The sequence below is a fragment of the Streptomyces sp. NPDC002888 genome, assembly GCF_042888465.1.
Taxonomy (GTDB): Bacteria; Actinomycetota; Actinomycetes; order Streptomycetales; family Streptomycetaceae; genus Streptomyces.
On the sequence record NZ_JBIAPU010000002.1, the window covers coordinates 257,858 to 277,377 of the forward strand.

At 67.6% G+C, this 19,520-nt stretch carries 14 protein-coding genes and 1 tRNA gene; 8 read left to right on the top strand and 7 right to left on the bottom strand.

Features of this window, described 5'->3' with window-relative positions; translation table 11 throughout:
- Positions 1–47 precede the first annotated feature (47 nt).
- The 3 genes from ACFYWX_RS04170 to ACFYWX_RS04180 form a co-directional block, all read right to left on the bottom strand.
- Positions 48–1,763, bottom strand: coding sequence for a relaxase/mobilization nuclease domain-containing protein (locus ACFYWX_RS04170; protein ID WP_389422395.1), 1,716 nt, complete (start codon positions 1,761–1,763; stop codon positions 48–50).
- Positions 1,760–2,101 carry a plasmid mobilization relaxosome protein MobC gene (locus tag ACFYWX_RS04175; protein ID WP_389422640.1) on the bottom strand — a complete coding sequence of 114 codons (342 nt, stop codon included), beginning with the start codon at positions 2,099–2,101 and terminating at the stop codon, positions 1,760–1,762. Before ACFYWX_RS04175 ends, ACFYWX_RS04170 begins: the two co-directional genes overlap by 4 nt.
- Positions 2,102–2,500: 399 nt before the next feature.
- Positions 2,501–3,430: a DUF2637 domain-containing protein gene (locus ACFYWX_RS04180; RefSeq protein ID WP_389422396.1), complete on the bottom strand. Its 930-nt coding sequence runs from the start codon at positions 3,428–3,430 to the stop codon at positions 2,501–2,503.
- A 681-nt stretch (positions 3,431–4,111) separates the two neighbouring features.
- Here ACFYWX_RS04180 and ACFYWX_RS04185 point away from each other — a divergent pair.
- The 5 genes from ACFYWX_RS04185 (at position 4,112) to ACFYWX_RS04205 (ending at position 11,676) form a co-directional block, all read left to right on the top strand.
- Complete coding sequence (locus ACFYWX_RS04185) at positions 4,112–5,188, top strand: tyrosine-type recombinase/integrase (protein ID WP_389422397.1); 1,077 nt, start codon at positions 4,112–4,114, stop codon at positions 5,186–5,188.
- Positions 5,189–5,391: 203 nt separating this feature from the next.
- Complete coding sequence (locus ACFYWX_RS04190; protein ID WP_389422398.1) at positions 5,392–7,458, top strand: GNAT family N-acetyltransferase; 2,067 nt, start codon at positions 5,392–5,394, stop codon at positions 7,456–7,458.
- Entirely contained in the window at positions 7,455–7,934 is a 480-nt protein-coding gene (locus ACFYWX_RS04195) for an ASCH domain-containing protein (protein ID WP_389422399.1), read from the top strand. The genes ACFYWX_RS04190 and ACFYWX_RS04195 overlap by 4 nt, the downstream gene beginning before the upstream one ends.
- A 673-nt stretch (positions 7,935–8,607) precedes the next feature.
- Entirely contained in the window at positions 8,608–9,270 is a 663-nt protein-coding gene (locus ACFYWX_RS04200; protein WP_389422641.1) for a DUF3800 domain-containing protein, read from the top strand.
- A 174-nt stretch (positions 9,271–9,444) separates the two neighbouring features.
- Positions 9,445–11,676 (top strand): hypothetical protein, encoded by a 2,232-nt coding sequence (locus tag ACFYWX_RS04205; RefSeq protein ID WP_389422400.1) that lies wholly within the window; start codon positions 9,445–9,447, stop codon positions 11,674–11,676.
- 214 nt (positions 11,677–11,890) lie between these two features.
- On the opposite strand, the gene ACFYWX_RS04210 is transcribed toward ACFYWX_RS04205, so the two are convergent.
- Positions 11,891–12,409 carry a DUF3761 domain-containing protein gene (locus ACFYWX_RS04210; protein WP_389422401.1) on the bottom strand — a complete coding sequence of 173 codons (519 nt, stop codon included), beginning with the start codon at positions 12,407–12,409 and terminating at the stop codon, positions 11,891–11,893.
- 533 nt (positions 12,410–12,942) lie between these two features.
- Positions 12,943–13,016, bottom strand: a tRNA-Gly gene (locus ACFYWX_RS04215).
- Between the two features lie 509 nt (positions 13,017–13,525).
- On the opposite strand from ACFYWX_RS04215, the gene dcd reads away from it, so the two are divergent.
- Both dcd and ACFYWX_RS04225 read left to right on the top strand, forming a co-directional pair.
- Positions 13,526–14,101 carry a dCTP deaminase gene (gene dcd / locus ACFYWX_RS04220; protein WP_389422402.1) on the top strand — a complete coding sequence of 192 codons (576 nt, stop codon included), beginning with the start codon at positions 13,526–13,528 and terminating at the stop codon, positions 14,099–14,101.
- 11 nt (positions 14,102–14,112) lie between these two features.
- Positions 14,113–14,601 (top strand): phosphoribosyltransferase, encoded by a 489-nt coding sequence (locus ACFYWX_RS04225; RefSeq protein WP_389422642.1) that lies wholly within the window; start codon positions 14,113–14,115, stop codon positions 14,599–14,601.
- A 76-nt stretch (positions 14,602–14,677) separates the two neighbouring features.
- Here the strand turns inward: ACFYWX_RS04225 and ACFYWX_RS04230 are convergent, their stop codons facing one another.
- Both ACFYWX_RS04230 and ACFYWX_RS04235 read right to left on the bottom strand, forming a co-directional pair.
- The gene (locus ACFYWX_RS04230; RefSeq protein WP_389422403.1) at positions 14,678–15,730 is read right to left on the bottom strand and encodes a YIP1 family protein; all 1,053 of its coding nucleotides are present in this window, start codon (positions 15,728–15,730) and stop codon (positions 14,678–14,680) included.
- Between the two features lie 96 nt (positions 15,731–15,826).
- Positions 15,827–18,109 carry a heterodisulfide reductase-related iron-sulfur binding cluster gene (locus ACFYWX_RS04235; protein WP_389422404.1) on the bottom strand — a complete coding sequence of 761 codons (2,283 nt, stop codon included), beginning with the start codon at positions 18,107–18,109 and terminating at the stop codon, positions 15,827–15,829.
- 228 nt (positions 18,110–18,337) lie between these two features.
- On the opposite strand from ACFYWX_RS04235, the gene ACFYWX_RS04240 reads away from it, so the two are divergent.
- Positions 18,338–19,429: an MraY family glycosyltransferase gene (locus tag ACFYWX_RS04240; RefSeq protein ID WP_389422405.1), complete on the top strand. Its 1,092-nt coding sequence runs from the start codon at positions 18,338–18,340 to the stop codon at positions 19,427–19,429.
- Positions 19,430–19,520 lie beyond the last annotated feature (91 nt).

Consider the following 19,520-nt stretch of genomic DNA (forward strand, 5'->3'; position numbering starts at 1 on the left):
GCCCCTCTGCCTGTCCTAGGTAGAGGGGCACCGGCGTATGCGCCGTCTCAGCGGATCTTGCGGGGCCGGTCGTCTCGGCTCGGGGCAGGCGAGACTGCCCGCCCGCTTCGCCTGGCGGCAGTGGGGGCGTGGTCGGACATCGTGGTGGCGTCGGCGGGTAGATCGGCCATCCGGCGCAGCCGCCACACCAGCACGTCACTGATCGAGTCGGCGGTGCCCAACTCCCTTTGTCCGGCAGCCTCCGTCAACAGCGCCGCGGGATCGTGGCCGGCGCTTTCGGTGTCGGCGAGGGTGACCGCCAAGGCGTGCCAGCCCGGCTCGGCCAGGATCTGCTCGGCCAACTCGGGTACCGCCGCCCGCAGATGGGCGGCGTGCTTGTGTCGCAGGGGCTGCGACAGGCGTCGGCCACGCTGATAGAGCACGTTCATGGGGACACTGGCTGCGGCTCGGTAGGCCGTGCGCAGGTGTCCGGCGGCCTCGCGGGCTGCGGCTGCCTGCTGGGCGTGTTCCCTTTTGGCGTGCCAGTGGGCAGCGGCGGTGGCGAGGAAGAACAGCATGTCGATCGCCATGGCGGTGGTCGCACCGTCTTCGCCGCGGCCGAGGGCAGGGCCGCTGTGGACGAGGTCGCGGGCGGCCTGGCGCAGGGCACGGTCGTGGCCGCGCTCGGCTTTGATGTGGGAGCGGGTGGCCCGCTCGAACACGAAGGCCGCCTCGCGCAGTTCGGCGCGGGTGTGGGCGGCGGAGGTCTTGGCGAGCGCGTCCAGGACCTCTCCGGCGGCGGCGATGTGCGCGGCCACCTGGGCGTCCTCACCGTGATCGATGACCAGCACGGCCTGCCACACGGCGGTGGCCGTCCGGCGCCGTGCCATCGCGGGCCCGCTCGGGGCCTGGGCGGACGGCGTGGTGCCCGGGCCCTGGCTCGGGGTGCCGTCGGAGAAGCGCTTGCGGATGCGGGGCAGGCACAGGTCGGGGGCGAGGGTGGAACCGGCGTAGTAGACGGGCTCCTTGTCCCCGTTGCGGTCGTCGGGCAGGGCGACCTTGTATCCCTGCAAGTCGCCGGAGGGCAGCACCTTGGTGCGCACGAGCAGCCCGGCACCCTTGAGACGGTCGAGGAACTCCTCCTCACTGCTCGCGCCGGCCACCGCGCGGCGCACGGTCTCGCGCAGCTCCTCGCGGGCGGTGCGGTCCCGGCCCTCGCGTTCAGCCTTGTGCCGTTCGGCGCTGGTCGGCCTCTTGGCGGCGGTGCCGTCCCCGGCCGGGACGCGGCGCAGTCCGTAGTCGACTTCGATGCGGCGGCACTCGGCCTGGGCGCGACGGGCCTCGTTGTGCAGGCGGGGTCGGCGGCCGTCGTCGCGTACGAGGGTGGCGATGATGTGGATGTGGTCGTCGGCGTGCCGGACGGCCGCCCACCGGCAGGCGGTTTCGTCGCCGTCGGGGGCGATGCCGGTGGTGGCGACCATGCGGCGGGCGATGGCTGCCCAGTCCTCGTCGGACAGGATCGGGTCCTCGGGGGCGGCCCGTACGGACAGGTGCCATACGTGCTTCTCGGGGCGCTTGCCGACGGGCAGGGCGTTGACGGGCTGGTCGAGCAGGCGCTGGAGCTGTTCGTAGGTGGCCTTCGGGTCGCGGCCGGGGTCGGGGGTGAGCGGGTCGAAGGCGGCCACCAGGTGCGGGTCGATGTGCTCCTCTTCGGTGCCGGGGCCGTAGAGGTAGTGGACCAGGCCGATCGTCTCGCTGCCGCGGTCGTGGATGCTGGGGATCACGCAGGGGCACCATTGTCGCGGTGGGCGAGCAGGGTATCGGCGGCGTCCTCCATGCGGCGGGCGGCGTTGCCGACGGCCTCGGCCGTCGCGTCCAGGTGGGGTGCGTCGGCGCCGGAGTTGAGGGCCTTGGCGACCTGGTTGAACAGGCCGTGGATGCGGCCCAGGTGCCGGCGGGCGGCGAACAGCTCGTTGATGACGTCCCGTTCCGTCGCGATCTCGGCAGCGGTGCGGTTCAGGTCGCGGGCGGCCTTGTCGGCGGCGTAGGCGAGGAAGGCGGCGTTGGACATCTGGCAGTGGGCGGCGGCGTCGGTGAATCGCTTGAACTCGGTGTCGTTCATACGGCAGCTGGGCTGCTTCAGTCGCTTGCGGGACTTCGGCAGACGAGCGCGCTGACGTCTGGTCGACACGGACTCGGCCTGCCTCCTTCCTCCCTGCTGCGGTCCGCCCTCGGTCGCAGCCTGACTGCCCGGCGCCCCCTGGCGCCGGGCTGTTCCCGCCACCCCCGGGGCGGGAACTCCGGAAGCATCGCTTCCGGTACAACTTGCTGCGCTGTTCAGGCCAGCGGTCATCTGCCCTTCGGGTGTAGGGAGTTCGTAGTTCGGGTCGGGCATGGATCGGTTCTCCGTGAGTGCTGTTGCCGGGTGCTTCGCTGTGCGCAATCCCCGTGCCCCCGGGCTTGTCTGCCTGGGGGCACGGGGTGAGCTGGAAGGGCGGGGCGGTCGGTGTGTTTGCGGGGCTCAGGTGGTGCCGACAGCGGCTGTGCCGCGTTGCCTCTGGCGCTCGGAGGCGGCTTCGTCGCGTCCGTCGAGAGGCACGGTCTCGGAGCCGTCGTGGGCGGCGGGATCTGGCCGGTCGGTGCGCTCGGTCTGCAGCTGGTCGCGCAGGGCGCGGGCGCGGGTCTGGCTGATCCTGAGTTTGTTGCGCAGGCGCTGTGCGGTCAGCCGGTCGTCGCTCCAGTCGGCGGTCAGGCGCCGGGCCTCGTCGAGGACTTCGGCGTCGGTGCGCGTGCGGTCGGCGGTCGACTTTGTGGTGGAGGGGACCCGACCGGTCGCACGGCGTGAGGCGGCTCCGCTCGGCTCAACCGTGGCGGCCGACCGGAGCGGTCGGGCAGGGTGGGCAGCCTGGTCGGCCTCGGTCGGCTTGGGCACGGGCGTCTTGGCGGCCTTTGCGGGGGCCGACTCGGTCGGCGGCTCGGGGACCGATAGGGCCTGGTCAGAGGCCGACCGTGCGGCCTGCTCGTCGGCCTGCCGACCAACCGCTTCGGCAGGGTCAGCCGACTCGGGGTTGTGGTGCAGCACCTTCGCCACGAGGTCCGACCCGAAGTAGATCGACCCGACCGGGAGCGAGGTCGCCAGGAGTACGAGGGCCCAGTTCGCCGGCTCCCAGTCGGTCAGTCGGCCCCACCGGGTCGGCGTGGTGTGCAGGGCAGGGGCCAGGCCGTGCACGTAGTTCAGCAGGAGGCTGGCGATCGTGTAGGTCGCCAGGACCCGCAGTGCGAACTTACGGTCGGCATCGGGCAACACGAGCGTGGCGATCAGCGCGAGGGCCATCAGCCCGTCGACCACGATCGGGTAGAACAGGGCGGCGGTGGGGTCGGCGCCGATGGCGCGGGCGACGTCGGACAAGGCGTTCCACGAGACCCGGAAGGCCATGAGGACCACAGCCATCAGGCCGACGACGAGGGTGAATCGTGCACTGCGGTTCGGGCGATGACTCCCAGCTCGTACGTCTGCGTGGCGGCGGTAGCGAGCTCGGAGACGGGCGATGCGGGAGCGATGGCTGTCGGCGCTGGGGATGGCGACCGGAGCTATCGGGGTGGGGGAGGGCAAGTCAGATATCTCCAGGGTGGGCGTAGGCGGGCATGAGGTGAGGTCTCCGAGGAAGCCGTCCGGGCATGGCATTGGTGCTGCCGACGGGCGGTGAAGGTGGGATTCGGGTGCGGCGGAGAGGCCGTTGGTCAGGCACCGCCGCCGATACGGCAGCCGCCGGTCACGCGGCTTCCTGCCGGGCTAGCTCCGCCACGGCGAGGTCCACGCGGGTGGGGTGCGGCCTCGTGCGGGGTGCGTTGCCCCGGGCGTGGCCGTCGAGCCCGAGGCGCCGGCTGCGACAGGGCTCGCCCTTGTCGGCGTGGCACCACCGGCACGGGACGCTGAGAGCGTCGGGCTGCCCGGCGGCGACGGCAGCCTCGCGGGCGGCACGCGCGGGCCGGTAGGGGGCGAGTGCCGCGCGGACGGCCGGCGGGATGGACGATCCGACGGTGGCAAGGCGGGCATCGATGTCCCGGTGCGGGCCCCCGGTGAGCTGTCGGTGCGGGGAGGGCGCGGCCTTGCCGGTGGCGACGGCGTGCCGTGTGCCGAGCAGTTCGGTGCGCCAGGCGGCGGGGTTGTCCGGATCGGCGACCGGAGTGGGATCGGTGTGCCGGTCCAGGCGGTTGCGGCGGTAGGAGCGCCACTTGCGGGCGACGTCCACCAGACGCGGGCGCGGTCAACTTCGAGAAGTACGCGCTCCGTTGGAAGGAGGAGCGCGGTCTGGCCCCCACCACGCTCGACCGCTACGACGGGCTGCTGCGCCTTCACATCCTGCCGACCTTCGGCGGGAAGGACCTGGACGAGATCACCCCGCCGTCCGTCCGCACGTGGCGCGCAGAGCGCCTGAAGGCGACCGGCGCCACCACGGTCGCCAAGTCGTACCGCCTGCTGAAGGCCATCCTCCAGACGGCGGTCGACGACGACCTCCTGCGCAGCAACCCGTGCCGCATCAAGGGCGCCGGCAAGGAGGAGGCCGACGAACGTCCCACCGCCACCATCGAGCAGGTCTTCGACCTCGCCGACGCCATGGGCCCGCGTTGGCGCCTGATGGTCCTGCTCGGCGCCTTCGCCTCCCTCCGCCCGGAGGAGCTGGCCGAACTGCGCCGACGCAGTGTCGATCTCGCCGCATGCTCGCTGCGCGTCACGCAGGCGTCCCCGGAGCTGACCAACGGCAAGCGTGTCACCGGCGATCCCAAGACCCGGGCGGGCAAACGCACCGTCTACCTGCCGGACTTCATGCTTCCGGAGCTGCGACGTCACATGCAGTGGTTCGCGGAGAAGGAGGTGGGCGGCCTCCTGTTCGTCGGTGAGAAGGGTGCCCCCTTCCGCCGCTCGACCTTCGGTCGGAAATGGCGCAGGGCCCGTACCAAGGTCGGGATGCCGGACAACTTCCGCTTCTACGACCTCCGCCACACGGGCAACACCCTCGCAGCCGACACCGGCGCCAAGTTGAAGGACCTCATGGTCCGCGCCGGCCAGTCCTCCGAGCGCGCCCAGCTGATCTATCAGCACTCGACGGCGAAGCATCAGCGAAGGTTGGCGCAGGGCATCAACGCCGTGGTGCGGCAGCAACTGCACGAGGCGGCTGCCGAGGGAAGGCCAGCCGCAGAGGCATGACGACGCGGTGGCCGTACAGAAACCGGTCGGTCAGGCCCTTCGGCCGGGTTCAGTGCCCCAGAAGTCGCGCTGGTACGGCACCTGCAGCACCGTGCGCCCCTCGTGCCCCCTTGAGCGACGGCTTCCGTTGAGATCAGCTTTCCCTGTACGTGCTGACAGGGGAGTTGAGGCTGGTCGTGGCCAGCCCTTCTGGAGGGGGAGTGGTGGCGATCAAGTTGCTGTCGGTCTTGCCTGCGCAGAACGATCTGATCGAGCAGGCTATTGCGCTGGGCGATCGATACACCAAGACGTTGGGGCTCCTGACGCCTCCCGCGTACCGCAAGGCAGCGGAAGACGGTGGACTTCTCGTCGTAGTTGAAGCGGACGAGATCATTGGTTACGCGCTGTTCGGGCTTCCGAAGAGGAGCGCGCACATACGCCTGGCCCACCTGTGTGTGGCAGAGGAGCAGCGTGGCAGGGGCATCGCACGGCGGCTGGTGACGGAGATCCGGGAGAAGTATCCGCAACGGCTCGGTATCAAGGCCAAGTGCCGACGGGACTACGGCCTTAGCGACATGTGGACGAGTCTGGGATTTGTCCCGCACGGCGAGGTACGGGGGCGCGGCCGGGACGGGGAGATCCTCGACGGGTGGTGGCTGGATCTCGGGCACCCTGACCTCTTCACGGACGTGGAGAGCGACGCCCTGCTGGTGGTGACTGTCGACCATGGGGTGTTCGCCGATCTACGCGGGCTCACCGACACAACCGACGCCGAAGAATCCCGCGCACTCGAAGCGGGCTGGATGACAGACCTCGTCGAACTCGCCTACACACCCCAACTGGTCCATCAGATCCGTGACATTGCCGACACTGCGGATCGCCAGCATCAGAGGGCGGCGCTGCACGGACTGCGCCAACTGACTCCCGATCCTGTCGCCACGGCCGAGCGCGCAACTGAGCTGCTCAGTGCGGTCGCGGAGGTGCTGCCGAACTTGCCCGTCGATGGCGCACTCCGTCGCTGTGTGCAGTACGTGGCCGAGACCTCGTGCGCCGGCCTCCAAGTGCTGGCCACCCGAAACCCTCTTCTGTCTCAACTAGCTGATGTGGCCTGGGAAGTTGCCCGGGTCCGTGTCGTATCGCCTGCCACCGTCACGCTGCACGTGGACGAGCTTCGGCAGGCCCAGGTGTACCGCCCGGCGGACTTGATGGGCACGGACTTCCGATCGATGGAGGTGTCCCCAGGTGCGGAAGCTGAACTAGTCGCCTTCTTCCATCAGTCCAGCGGAGACGATGGGCCAGCTTTTGCCGCGCGTTTGCGCTCCCTGACCGAGGACACGATCGTGTGGCGCCGTGAACTGCTGCGGGATGGCGCGGGTCGCCCCGTCGCCCTCTACGCGTGGGCTCTGGATGGGCGGACGCTGATTGTCTCCATGCTCCGCACTACGGAGCACCCGCTCGAAGAGACCCTGGCCAGACAACTTCTCTTCCTCCTCAAGCGCCTTGGACGTGACTTTGGCGCCGAGATCATACGGATCACAGATCCGCATCCCTCCGCGGTCGCCAAAGCGGCCGCCGGGGACGACGGCTTCTTCGAGCACGACGGCAGGCTCGTGGCTCTCCTAGTGAACGTCTGCGGTACGGCAGCCGAGGTGGAGGCCGTGGCTGGCGGGCTCGCTCGCGAGCTGACCGTGGAGGCAGCCGTCCTGCAGGAGGGGATGCCTGCCGAAGTAGCCGCCGTGGTGGAACGCGCCTGGTGGCCTGCGAAGGTCGTCGACTCCGGGCTCCAGTCCTTCCTGGTGCCGATCAAGCCGCGTTGGTCCACCGAACTGTTCAACTTCCCAGCAATGCTCCTGCCCCGTAGCCATGTCCTGGGCATCAGCAGGGAGCATGTCTACTACCGCTCCTCGGGGCGCCGAGGCGAGAGCGTTCCCGCGCGCCTCCTCTGGTACGTCAGCGAAGGCCCTTCCGGCGTGGAAAGCCAGATGGTCGTGGGCAGTTCGAGGCTGGACGAGGTGGTCATCGACACACCCGACGCCCTCTTCTCAAAATTCGAACACCTGGGCGTATATGGTCGGGCTGAGGTGCACGGAGCCGCTGACGCCTCTGGTCATGCCATGGCGCTGAGGTTCTCGGACACCGAGATCTTCCCTGAGCCAGTGACGCTGCGACGATTGGCCTTGCTGGCCAGGGAGCTGGGACTACCTTGGTCGTCGAACTCGCTGATCTCGCTGTCGAAGATCAGCAACGAGCTGTTCCAGGCGGTCTATCAAGAGGGGCACCGAGAGACGTGAACGATCCGGAACGCGCGATGCTGCTGTCCGTCCACCCGCGCTTCGCCACCGCGATCCTGGCTGGCAGCAAGACGGTGGAGGTTCGCCGCCAACGTGTCGCTGCGCCTCCTGGAACCCCAATCCTGCTCTACGCGACCGCGCCCACCATGGCCGTGGTGGGCATGGCACGCATTGCGGCGGTCCACGTCGCCTCGCCCAGGGAAGTCTGGTCGACCCACCGCGCCCAGACGGGGATCACCCGCCGCGAATACGACACCTACATGACCGGTGCGACCCAGGCGAGTGGCCTTACGTTGGAGGATCCCATCTCCTTCGACGAGCCCGTGACGCTGAGCGCGCTGCGCGCTGCCGGCACCTTCCACCCACCGCAGAGCTATCGCTACATGAAGGGCGAAGAGCTTCGGCAGGTGGCCGCGGCGGGACCTGTCGTAGGCACCGCCCTTCGCGAGGCTCTCGGTGACCTGGCGCCCGCCTAGTGGTGGAGGGTTGTCGTGCGCGAGGGTGATGGACGCTTGGTCGGACGCGGCGGTCTTCTCATGGTGGGTCATGTGCCGCGCCACCGTTCGAGCCAACGGCAGACCCTTGAACGGTAACTTGGCCGTCACCCTCAGTCTCGTAATGGCCGATGCGGCCGGTCCTCTGGGTGTTGCTCGTGTGCTTCTGATACCGAGAACCTGCATCCGGGTGCTTTGGCGATTCGACCCCATCGCTCTGGCATGCCGGACGTTCCTGCAACTGGACGTTTACACCTGGCCGTTGCGGATGCTAAAGGTCTGGACCGCCATGCAGCCTACGAGGGCGAAAGTTGGTATTGCAACCAAGTTGCCCTCCGCTTAGTGAAGTTGACGCTGTGAAAGATGCGGGTTTAGCCTGGTCGGGTACGAGCCCTTCATTACCTCGCGAAACAGCAGGCGGCAGAAGGCCGAATGCCACTTGGGACTCTGACTGGCGGACCTCACGGACTCATTGAGTCTCAGCAGGCCGTTGAGGACGAACCTGGGGAGCGTCGTAGCGGAGTGACGCAGCGCGTATCGCCCGAATCCATATGCCCGGCCGTGTCACAACCCGGCTGGAGCGATCAGTTCGAAGCGGTGCAGCCGCACATTGTCCTGATCACGTTCGGATTCGAGCGAGAGGCCGGAAGCAGCCATCAACACCGATCAGCCGGTCGACCATACCTTCTACGTCGACGATTCCGGCATCCCCAGCACTGGCCTCGCGCTCTACACCGCACTCGGTGTTCCCACTGGGCGTGCTCCCGAAGTCCTTCGTGCCTGGCGAGACCTGCGCAACCAGTGGTATCGCGAGCAAGGCGTCCCAACCGATTTTGAGCTGCACGCCACCAACTTTCTCTCAGGCCGTGGACGTCCGGGTGGCCGTAACCCCGCCAAGATCGAGCGGTATCGCATGGTGCAGACGGCCCTCGACGTCATCGGCGCGCAGACTTCACTCAGCATCGTGACCGTCTACACCGAGGGGCCGACGCATTGGGGCAGGGCCAAGCGGCAGGCGTACGGGGGGCTACTCCGGTGCCTCGACCGACGGCTGGCCGAGGCCGAGGAACGAGCCGCGCTGGTTGTCGACGGGGATGGCTCAGAACACCTCTACGAGGAGGTCCATCGGCAAGTGGACCCTCAACGCATTCCGTCAGCGGCCGTCGAAGTCCCGGCACACACCTCGGCGTTGATCCAGATGGCTGACGTGGTGGCTCACAGTGCTTGTCAAGCCATCGCGCGGCAGGAATCCAGGAGGTTCATGTGGGGGTGGTACAGCCGGCACCTGCCGAAAGCGCCCGCGCCAGAACGGTGCTAGTAGGACGGCGCTATGACGAAACCCCGGCCGGAAGCCGGGGCTCGTGTAAGCAGACCTGGCACGCGCACTCTGCGCGGCCCTGACTGCGCTACCAGTCTAACGGCCAGACCTCTAGTCAGCCAGTAGTGCCATCGACCGATCTGTGAATGTCAGCAGTCCTTTGAAAGGAAACACATGTCCGTCGCCAACGAATCCCAGGTTCAGGACGAGGAAGGGGGGGATGGTGCTGACCAGTCATCCAGCCTCGTCACTCTGGCGAACGGTCCCGAGACGATCTCTTTCCTCTTCTCTGGTGAGGAGTTCACGGTCTCGGGATTCGAGCGGGTCCTCCCAAGTGTCTCTAGCGCCGCTGAGCGCTCCCAACTCGTGAAAGCGGGTGCGGCGGCGGACGGTGCTTCGCTCGACGAGGACGCATGGCACGCTGTGGCTCGCGCCATTATTTCGCCCGAAGCGGCGGCAGCTCAGCTGCGCTCCTCCAAGGGCCAGGCATCCGCGCTGATCGAGGAGCATGTGGAGGGAGCAACGCTCCGGTCGCTCCACACCAGAGTCTGGCTCACCGAACTGTTTCCGGGACACCAGCCGCGGACCAGCCAAGGAGCACTTCCCGTTGATGACCCCGAGGTTTACGGCGACGTGGACGAGCACGGACGCCCCTACGCTCGGGTCGTCTACCGCTACCGGGACCGCGAGCATCTGCATGCCCACCTGGCACAGACCATCGAGCAGACCCGGCACGCCAACCCGAACCCCTACGACCGATCGATTCTGGCCCGTCGTATTACCCGTGCCGTCATCGCCCATCCATGTCGACTCGAATTCATGGACGGCAGTGAACACCTTGACGTACTCGCCGTGCGCGACGGGATCACCCGTCTGACTAGTGCTTGGGCTCTCCTCACCGAGGGTGAGGCGCCGTACGCCGATGACATCGCCGCGACCGCCCTCGAAGTCTTGTCCGCAGAAAAGCCGCAGCGACGCGGCGCTACGGAGAAGGCACTCAGCCAGCGTATGGCGCTCGGCCGGCAGGAAGCACTAAACGGCTTCCTAGCTGAATTCCAGCGCGGAGTGAACGAGACACAGCCAACGGATCGCTCAGTGCGCCTCGGGCAAACTCTCGTAGTGCCCGCCCAGATCACGGTGGGTGTCCATCGACATGGATCGGCGGGACTCTCCGCCGAAGAAGTTTTTGACGACGCAGTCCGCTCCATCCTCGCCTCGATCCACGTCGAGTTCCGGCACTGGGAGGCAGCAGCGCAGAACGTGGAGGTCGGCACACGAGCGATCAGCCGCGTCCGCCTTCCTGAACTGCCGCAGAACAACCTCCTCGATGGGATCATCGGTCTCGCACTCGGACGCCGGAAGCCCACGGACTTGCCGGATGTCTTCCACGACGACAGTATTCCTGGAACGCCTCTGTGGCGGGCTGTCTACCTGGTGCATTTCCTTACCCGGCCCAACGTCTTCGAGCAGGTCAAGAGGTTCGCCAAGGACATCAAGGGCACTAGCAAGATGAAGACCTCTGGATACGCGGAACTTCTCGGACCAGTCATCGACCTTCCCTGGCGGGGCTACAAGGCTGGATCGCTTCAGCAGGCTCGAAACGCCTGGGCGAACGGTGGAGTACTCACCAAGGCTGTGATGAGCGACTGGCGGCCCCTTCCCACGGCAGACTTCACCGAACTCGTCACACAGGCGTTGAACGGTAACGACAGCGCACGGCAGACACTCGCCGTGGCGGGGGGAGTCGCTCTTATCACGGACAAGCTCATCACACGGAATGTCGGGTCAGCAGTAGGCCGGACAGTGCCTTTCCGCGCCAACACGGATCAGATCGTGGCCGGGCTCGCAGACTCTGAGGAGGGTCTGTGGACCCTTGCCTTCGCTGCCCGGGCTTTTGAGGCCGAGCGGGAATGTCTCAACTCCTTCACTGATACACAACTCCTGGCACGCAACACGGCCACGATGTACTCCGTCCCTGCAGTCGATCTCACCGCCGAGGACAAGATCTGCAAGGACGCTGGCGGCGTTGCTGCCGAACCTCTTGACCAGTGGCGCGTTGTGACCCTCTCTGACCCGGATAGGGCTCGTGAGGCGGAAGACGAGCGGAACCAGCAGAAGGAGAATGATTCCCCTGAGCAGTCAATCTCCAATCAGTTGGCGGCTGAGCGTCGCGCCCTGCGTCAGGCCGTGGCCGACGCCAGGCAGGCAGTGACACGGCTGATGAGTCTTGCCGATGCGCCCGAAGCGCGAGCGACCACTGTCCATCCATTCGGATCGCCCGACGAGCTGGACCGAATCATCAAGGAAGTACGCAAGCTGGCCGGAGAGCTCCTCGTAAACCCCCAGGCCGCAGATCATGAGGACGATGAACAGGAAGAGGACGAGGGCATCGACGACGTCGCATAGGGCGCTTCCGCGTCGTCGGCCGGGAGCAGGACGGCAGCCACTTACCAGCCCGGCTATCACCTGCGTGACCCTGGGGCCGGAATCTGCGGTCGCCACGTCCACGACCTGCACACAGTCCGCAAACCACGCACTGCAAAACAAAGGAGTCAGGGACCCATACAGGGTAATGATCAAGCTGTGGCAGGAGCCGCACCAGTTGCTACACCAAACGCGATCAGTCGAAGAACAGGGTGGCCCACGGATGAGCAGGAACGACGCCGCCGTGATGTGAGCATGCCCCTCGTTGACCGATCGATGTGGGGAGCCACCCGTCCCTGCAGTGAGCAGTAGACGGCATCTCCACTCGGCTGACCTTGCTGGGTGCCTGGTCTATTCGGAAAGCCTGTGTGATAGAGCCGTCATCGAAGCACTCCTGGTGGTCGAGAACGATGCGCGCAGCCTGCCCGGCAACGTTGCGCTTCTCGGAGTACGCCGTTGCTATGTCCAACTCGGTGGCCGATGTGACGCCAAGGTTTCCGAGATCATCGGGGAGCTTGGTCCCGAGCTGCAGGATGCTGATGGCCGGATCTCCAGCGAACACCAAGGGGACCCGTACGGCGCCGGCTTTGTCGCTGAGCGCCCGTGCCTCGGTTCGGTGCGGTCGGCACCAGGACTCGTGCTGATCGTCCTTCCAGGCGTCCCAGACCCCAATGCCGAGGCTGGCAAACACGGCTAGGGTGACGAGCGCGAGCACGGTTCTGATCGTCCGCCGTTCTCGTTCCGCCTGCTGCTTCGCCCTCTCGGCCCGAGCTCTCGCCTCCTCGGCCGCGTTTTCACGCTCAGCTCGTGTGGCATGGTGTCGACAGCCTCGGCCGATCTCCTGGGGGAGCTTGCACGGCGTCCCCTTCTTCGTGGGACGCCCACAACGCGATGCAGTTCGGCCTCTTCGAGAGCGGTCGTACCTAGGCATGGCGCATTGTGCACCACCCGCTCACGCCCCCGCTGGGGAACGACTGAAGCGATGTCTGGACAGTTGACCGCTACGTGCCCGCCCGTAAGTCGCCCTTTGCGTAAGCGACTTCGTTACCATTTGCGCAAGTTGTGGCGCAGGTCATGCAAAATACGTCTCGCAATTTGAGACCAGTGAGGGTCGGATGGCCAAATTAGCGCCCGCGCACCCCCCTGTAGAGCCGCTCGGCATCGACTTAGGGCACGCGGAGGGCACGGAACCCGCAAATTGGTCTAGACAACAAGCAACCCCCAGGCCGCTGACCTGGGGGCGAATTCTGGAGCGGGTGACGAGAATCGAACTCGCGCTCTCAGCTTGGGAAGCTGATGTTCTACCATTAAACTACACCCGCGTAAGACGCCGGTGGGGCCGGTGTCCGATCGCTTGGTCACTGTACCAAACCGCAGACCTCCGGTGCTGGAGCCGTGAGGTCTGAGTGCGTTTCAGGGTGGGATCCGGGTACGCGGGGCCGGAGTTGGGGCGTACGGTGGAGGGGTGGGAGAGGGTCCTGGAGCGGACGGAGTGCCGCCTGCAGGGGCGTCCCGATCGTCCCGTAATGTGGCTTTCGTCGTCAGGGCATCCCAGCCAGACGCAGGCTTTTTGGGGAAGGGACTCTAGGACTTGATGGAGCGCACCGTCGTCCGTTGTGCCGATGGGCACGTGTTCAGCACCGCTTCGTTCCCGATGCAGCAGGCCGAGCGACTCGGCCCCGGACGGCTCGTCCGGTGTCCTCGGTGTGCCCGGCTCCGCAGTGCGGTGCCGGTGACCCTGCAGAAGCGGTAGGAATACGGAGAGAAACGGCCTGGCGCGCGGAGTCGTCCTGATTGTGGTGGCTCCGCGCGCCTTGCGTATCCTCGGGGCGTGCTTCTCTCAGACAAGGACATCCGGGCCGAGATCGACGCCGGGCGGGTACGGATCGATCCCTACGACGAATCCATGGTGCAGCCGTCGAGCATCGACGTGCGGCTCGACCGCTACTTCCGGGTGTTCGAGAACCACCGCTACCCCCACATCGACCCCTCCGTCGAGCAGGTCGATCTGACGCGGCTCGTGGAGCCCGACGGGGACGAGCCGTTCATCCTGCATCCCGGGGAGTTCGTCCTCGCCTCGACCTACGAGGTCATCACGCTGCCCGACGATCTCGCCTCGCGGCTGGAGGGCAAGTCCTCCCTCGGGCGGCTCGGGCTCGTCACCCACTCCACCGCCGGGTTCATCGACCCCGGGTTCTCCGGGCACGTGACCCTCGAACTGTCCAACCTCGCCACGCTCCCCATCAAGCTCTGGCCGGGGATGAAGATCGGGCAGCTGTGCATGTTCCGGCTGAGCACGCCGGCCGAGCACTCGTACGGCAGCGAGCGGTACGGGTCCCGGTACCAGGGGCAGCGCGGGCCCACCGCCTCCCGGTCCTACCTCAACTTCCACCGGACCCAGGTGTGAGCGCGGGCGTCGTGCGGGAGAACCTCGGCTACGAGCAGTTCGGCACCGCCGTGCGGGAGCTCGCGCAGGCCATCGCCGACGACGGGTACGAGCCCGACATCGTGCTCAGCATCGCCCGCGGGGGCGTCTTCGTCGCCGGTGGGCTCGCCTATGCCCTCGACTGCAAGAACATCCACCTGGTGAACGTCGAGTTCTACACCGGGGTCGGCACCACCCTCGACATGCCCGTCATGCTCGCGCCCGTCCCCAACGCCATCGACTTCTCCGCCAAGAAGGTCCTCATCGCCGACGACGTCGCCGACACCGGCAAGACGCTCAAGCTGGTGCGCGACTTCTGCCTGGACACCGTCGCCGAGGTGCGCACGGCCGTCATCTATGAGAAGTCCCACTCGCTCGTGAAGTGCGAGTACGTGTGGAAGCGGACCGACGAGTGGATCAACTTCCCCTGGAGTGTCCTGCCTCCGGTGGTGCGGCGCGCCGGGCAGGTTCTCGACGCCTGACCACCTCACCCGGCCAACGAGAGAAGGGCTCCCGGTTCGTGCCGGGAGCCCTTCTCGTCGTACAGCAGCGAGCTTTCTAGAACGTGCCCAGCTTCACGATCGACAGCAGCGCGATCAGCTGGATCGACGACGCGCCCAGCGCCTTCGGCCAGGGGAGGTCGTGGGAGCGCGTGATCATGATGGTGAGGAGGGCGCCGGCGGCCACCCAGGTGGCCCAGCCGAGGGCCTGGACGAAGGTCGCGTCGCCGCCGAAGAACATGGCGAAGACGAGGCGGGGGGCGTCCGTGAGGGACATGATCAGCATGGAGAGGCCGACCGTGGGCTGCCAGGCGCCGTTGCCGCCGAGCTGGCGGGCCAGGGTGTGGGTGACCACGCCCAGGACGAAGGCCGAGATCACCATCGACACGGCCGTCGTCAGAACGATCGGGACCGCGTTGGAGAGGGTGGCGTTTATCGCGTCCTTGCGGGCGCCGTCGAAGCCGAAGACCGCGAGCAGGCCGTAGAGGAACGTCACGATCAGGGCCGGGCCCCACATCGTGTAGTCGCGCATCTGGAGGAAGGTCTGGTCGGGCGTGGTGACGATGCCCTTCAGCAGCTCCTTCCAGTGCAGCCGCGGGCCGACCGGGCCCGAGGGGGCCGCCGCGCCCGCCTGGTACGTCCCGCTCTGGCTGTAGCCCTGCGGGTCCGCGTAATGGGCGTGGTCGTCGACCGAGAACGCCTGGGTGTGGCCCGGGTTGTTGGCCGCGTACGGGTCCGGCGTGCCGGGGCCGGGGCCGTAGGGGTCGTCGCCGCCGAAGTACTCCGGCTCGCCGCCCTGGCCACCGCCCTGCGCCTGGGGCCACTGGGTGCCGCCTCTGCCGCCGTACGGCGGTTGCTGGCCGCCCTGGTAGCGCGGTCGCTGCTGCCCGTGCGACGGCGGCTGCGGCGGCGCCGACGGGTAGCCGTACGACGGGCCCTGGGGCGCCTGCTGTCCGTACGGAGGTTGTTGGGGTCGCGTCTGCGGGGTACGGCCGTCCCGGCCGCCGCGTCCGATCCTGAATCCAGCCACGTCTTCGAACGTACCTGGTCCGGCTGAGTGACGTGTGGGACGCACCCTCCAAGCGGGGGGTTTGCGGCCGAGCTGTGACATCCCCTAAGGGACGTCACGGAGTTGTCCCCCACGCGCACCAACAGCACGGCGCCCCCTGCCCGTACGGAGAGGGGGCGCCGTGCTGTTGGTGCAGCGTCACTTCACCGGCGTCGGCTCCGGCTCGCTCTCCGCGTCCGACGAACCCGCCGGGGGCTCGTCCTCGTCCACGACCGGGGTCTTGACGGACTCCAGCAGCAGCTGGGCCACGTCGACCACCTGGATGGACTCCTTGGCCTTGCCGTCGTTCTTCTTGCCGTTGACCGAGTCGGTGAGCATCACGAGGCAGAAGGGGCAGGCCGTCGACACGATGTCCGGGTTCAACGACAGAGCCTCGTCGACGCGCTCGTTGTTGATGCGCTTGCCGATCCGCTCCTCCATCCACATCCGCGCGCCACCGGCGCCACAGCAGAAGCCGCGCTCCTTGTGGCGGTGCATCTCCTGCTGGCGCAGGCCCGGGACGGCCGTCATGATCTCGCGCGGGGGCGTGTAGATCTTGTTGTGGCGGCCCAGGTAGCAGGGGTCGTGGTAGGTGATGAGGCCGTCGACCGGGGTGACCGGGATCAGCTTGCCCTCGTCGATCAGGTGCTGGAGCAGCTGGGTGTGGTGGATGACCTCGTAGTCGCCACCGAGCTGCGGGTACTCGTTGCCGAGCGTGTTGAGGCAGTGCGGGCAGGTGGCGACGATCTTCTTCGCCGACTTCGGCTTCTTCGTCGACTCGTCCTCGTCGTCCTCGCCGAACGCCATGTTCAGCGAGGCGACGTTCTCCATGCCGAGCTCCTGGAACAGGGGCTCGTTGCCGAGACGGCGGGCGGAGTCACCGGTGCACTTCTCGTCGCCGCCCATGATCGCGAACTTCACGCCCGCCATGTGCAGCAGCTCCGCGAAGGCCTTCGTGGTCTTCTTGGCGCGGTCCTCCAGGGCGCCGGCGCAGCCGACCCAGTACAGGTACTCGACCTCGGAGAGGTCCTCGATGTCCTTGCCGACGACCGGGATTTCGAAGTCGACTTCCTTCGTCCACTCCAGGCGCTGCTTCTTGGCCAGGCCCCAGGGGTTGCCCTTCTTCTCCAGGTTCTTGAGCATCGTGCCCGCCTCGGACGGGAAGGAGCTCTCGATCATGACCTGGTAGCGGCGCATGTCGACGATGTGGTCGACGTGCTCGATGTCGACCGGGCACTGCTCGACGCAGGCGCCGCAGGTGGTGCAGGACCACAGGACGTCCGGGTCGATGACGCCGTTCTCCTCGGCGGTGCCGATGAGGGGGCGCTCGGCCTCGGCCAGCGCGGACGCCGCGACATCCTTCAGGGCCTCCTCCGACGCCTTCTCCTCGCCCTCCATGGTCTTGCCACCGCCGGCCAGCAGGTACGGCGCCTTGGCGTGCGCGTGGTCCCGCAGCGACATGATCAGCAGCTTGGGGGAGAGGGGCTTGCCGGTGTTCCAGGCGGGGCACTGCGACTGGCAGCGGCCGCACTCGGTGCAGGTGGAGAAGTCGAGAAGGCCCTTCCAGGAGAACTGCTCGACCTGGGAGACGCCGAAGACGTCGTCGTCACCGGGGTCGGTGAAGTCGATCGCCTTGCCGCCGGAGGTCATCGGCTGGAGGCCGCCGAGCGCGGTCCCCCCGGTCGCCTCGCGCTTGAACCAGATGTTCGGGAAGGCCAGGAAGCGGTGCCAGGCCACGCCCATGTTGGTGTTGAGCGAGACCGTGATCATCCAGATCATGGTCGTGCCCAGCTTGATCATCGCGGCGAGGTAGACCAGGTTCTGCAGCGTCGCCACGCTCAGGCCCTTGAAGGCCAGGACCAGCGGGTACGAGGCGAAGTACGCGGCCTCGAAGTGGTCCACGTGGTGCAGCGCGCCCTCGAGACCGCGCAGCACGTAGATGGCGAGGCCGATGGTGAGGATGACGTACTCGACGAAGTACGCCTGGCCCATCTTCGAGCCCGCGAACCGGGACTTGCGGCCGGGCCGCGAGGGCAGGTTCAGCAGGCGGATCACCATCAGCGTGACGATGCCGACGGTCGTCATCGCGGCGATGAACTCGATGTACAGCTCGTACGGCAGGAAGCCGCCGATCACCGGGAGCGTCCAGTCGGCCTCGAAGAGCTGGCCGTAGGCGGTGATGATGGTCGGCGGCAGCGTCAGGAAGCCGATCGCCACGAACCAGTGGGCGAAGCCGACGATGCCCCAGCGGTTCATCCGGGTGTGGCCGAGGAACTCCCGCACCAGGGTCACACTGCGCTGGTAGGGGTTGTCGGTCCGGGCGCCGGCGGGCATGGGCTGGCCGAGCTTGAAATACCTGACGAACTGGCCGATGGCGCGTGCGAGGAGCGCGACGCCGACCACGGTCAGGACCAGCGACACGATGATCGCGGCGAGTTGCATTTGGGGGCTCCTCGGGCCTGCGAGGCTTTCTTCGAGCGAGATTACTAAGCGGTAACTTATGCGGTCCCTTGAGACTACCCACATTCTGCGTCGCACTGTAGTCAGCGGCGCGGTGATCTGTGCTACTGAGGCATCCCTCAGTGAGTGCGCCGGTCAGGGGGTGGCGCGGCGCGCCGAGATGGTCGTGTTATTCACCGCATATCGTTACATCCGTCTTAATTTGGTGATGTGCTCTACGGGATCGCAGCCGCCACCACCGCCCTCCTCCTCGCCGCGGTGCTTGCCGCGCTGTTCCGCGTGCCTGCCCTGCGGCTCGGGCTCGTGGACCGGCGACGGCAGCGCCCCCTGCCGCTGTCCGGGGGAGTGGCCGTCGTGCTCGTCACCTGTCTGGTCGTGGCCGCCGGGGACTGGCTGGGTGCCGCCCGGCTCGACGGCGAGGTGCGCGACCTGCTCGTCGCGGGCGCCGCGATCGCCGTACTCGGTCTTGTCGCGGACGTGTGGCGGCTCAAGGCGCGGTTCCTCGTCGTCGGTACGGCGGTGGCGGCGGCCTGGGTCGTGCCGTACGGCGATCTCGGGGTGCCGGGCGGCATGCTGGCCGCCGGCTGGGTCACCTTCGTGGCCGTCGCCTTCCGGTCCCTGGACCACGCCGACGGGCTCGCGGGCACCGTGGGAGTCCTCACCGCCTTCGGGGTGGCCGCCTGTGCCGCCGCCGAGGTCATGGACGGGTTCGCGGGGCTGCTCAGCGTGCTGGCCGCCGCCCTCACCGGGTTCCTCATGCACAACTGGCCTCCCGCGCGGGTGGCGCTCGGGGGCTGCGGGTCGCTCTTCGCGGGGTTCCTGCTCGCCGTGGTGGCGGTGACGGTCCGCGCGGGGCACGGGCTGGGCGTGAACCTCGGGGTGCTGTTCGCGCTCACCGCCGTGGCCGGTGCCGACGTCGTCCTGGTCGTGCTGTCCCGGCGGCTGGCCGGTCGGCCGCTGCCGCGCCGGGCGCCGGACCACCTCGCGCACCGGCTGCGGCGGCTCGGGCTCACCGGGCAGGGGGCGGCCGTACTGCTCGGCATGGCCGCCTTCGCGGGGGTACTCGTCGCGGTCCTCGTGCATCTGCGGTGGGTGGGGGCGCAGGCCCTGTGGTGGGTGGCGGGCGTGACGCCGGTCGTCGTACTGGGGTTGATGAGGGTGTCGGTGGGACCCGCGCGCGGGCGGCGGCAGGTCGCGTCAACGCACGGGTCGTCGCAGAGGGCGCGGGTGTCGCAGGTGCCGAAGGCATCGGCGCGAGTGTCGTCGCAGGTCAGGCCGCAGTTGCGTGTAAGGAACGGATAAGAGTTGAGTCGGCACGACTCAGGTCTGTTGACCGCGCGCGGGCCGTCATGCACACTTGAGCCCGTTCCACTCAAGTCAGCTGGAGGAAGAT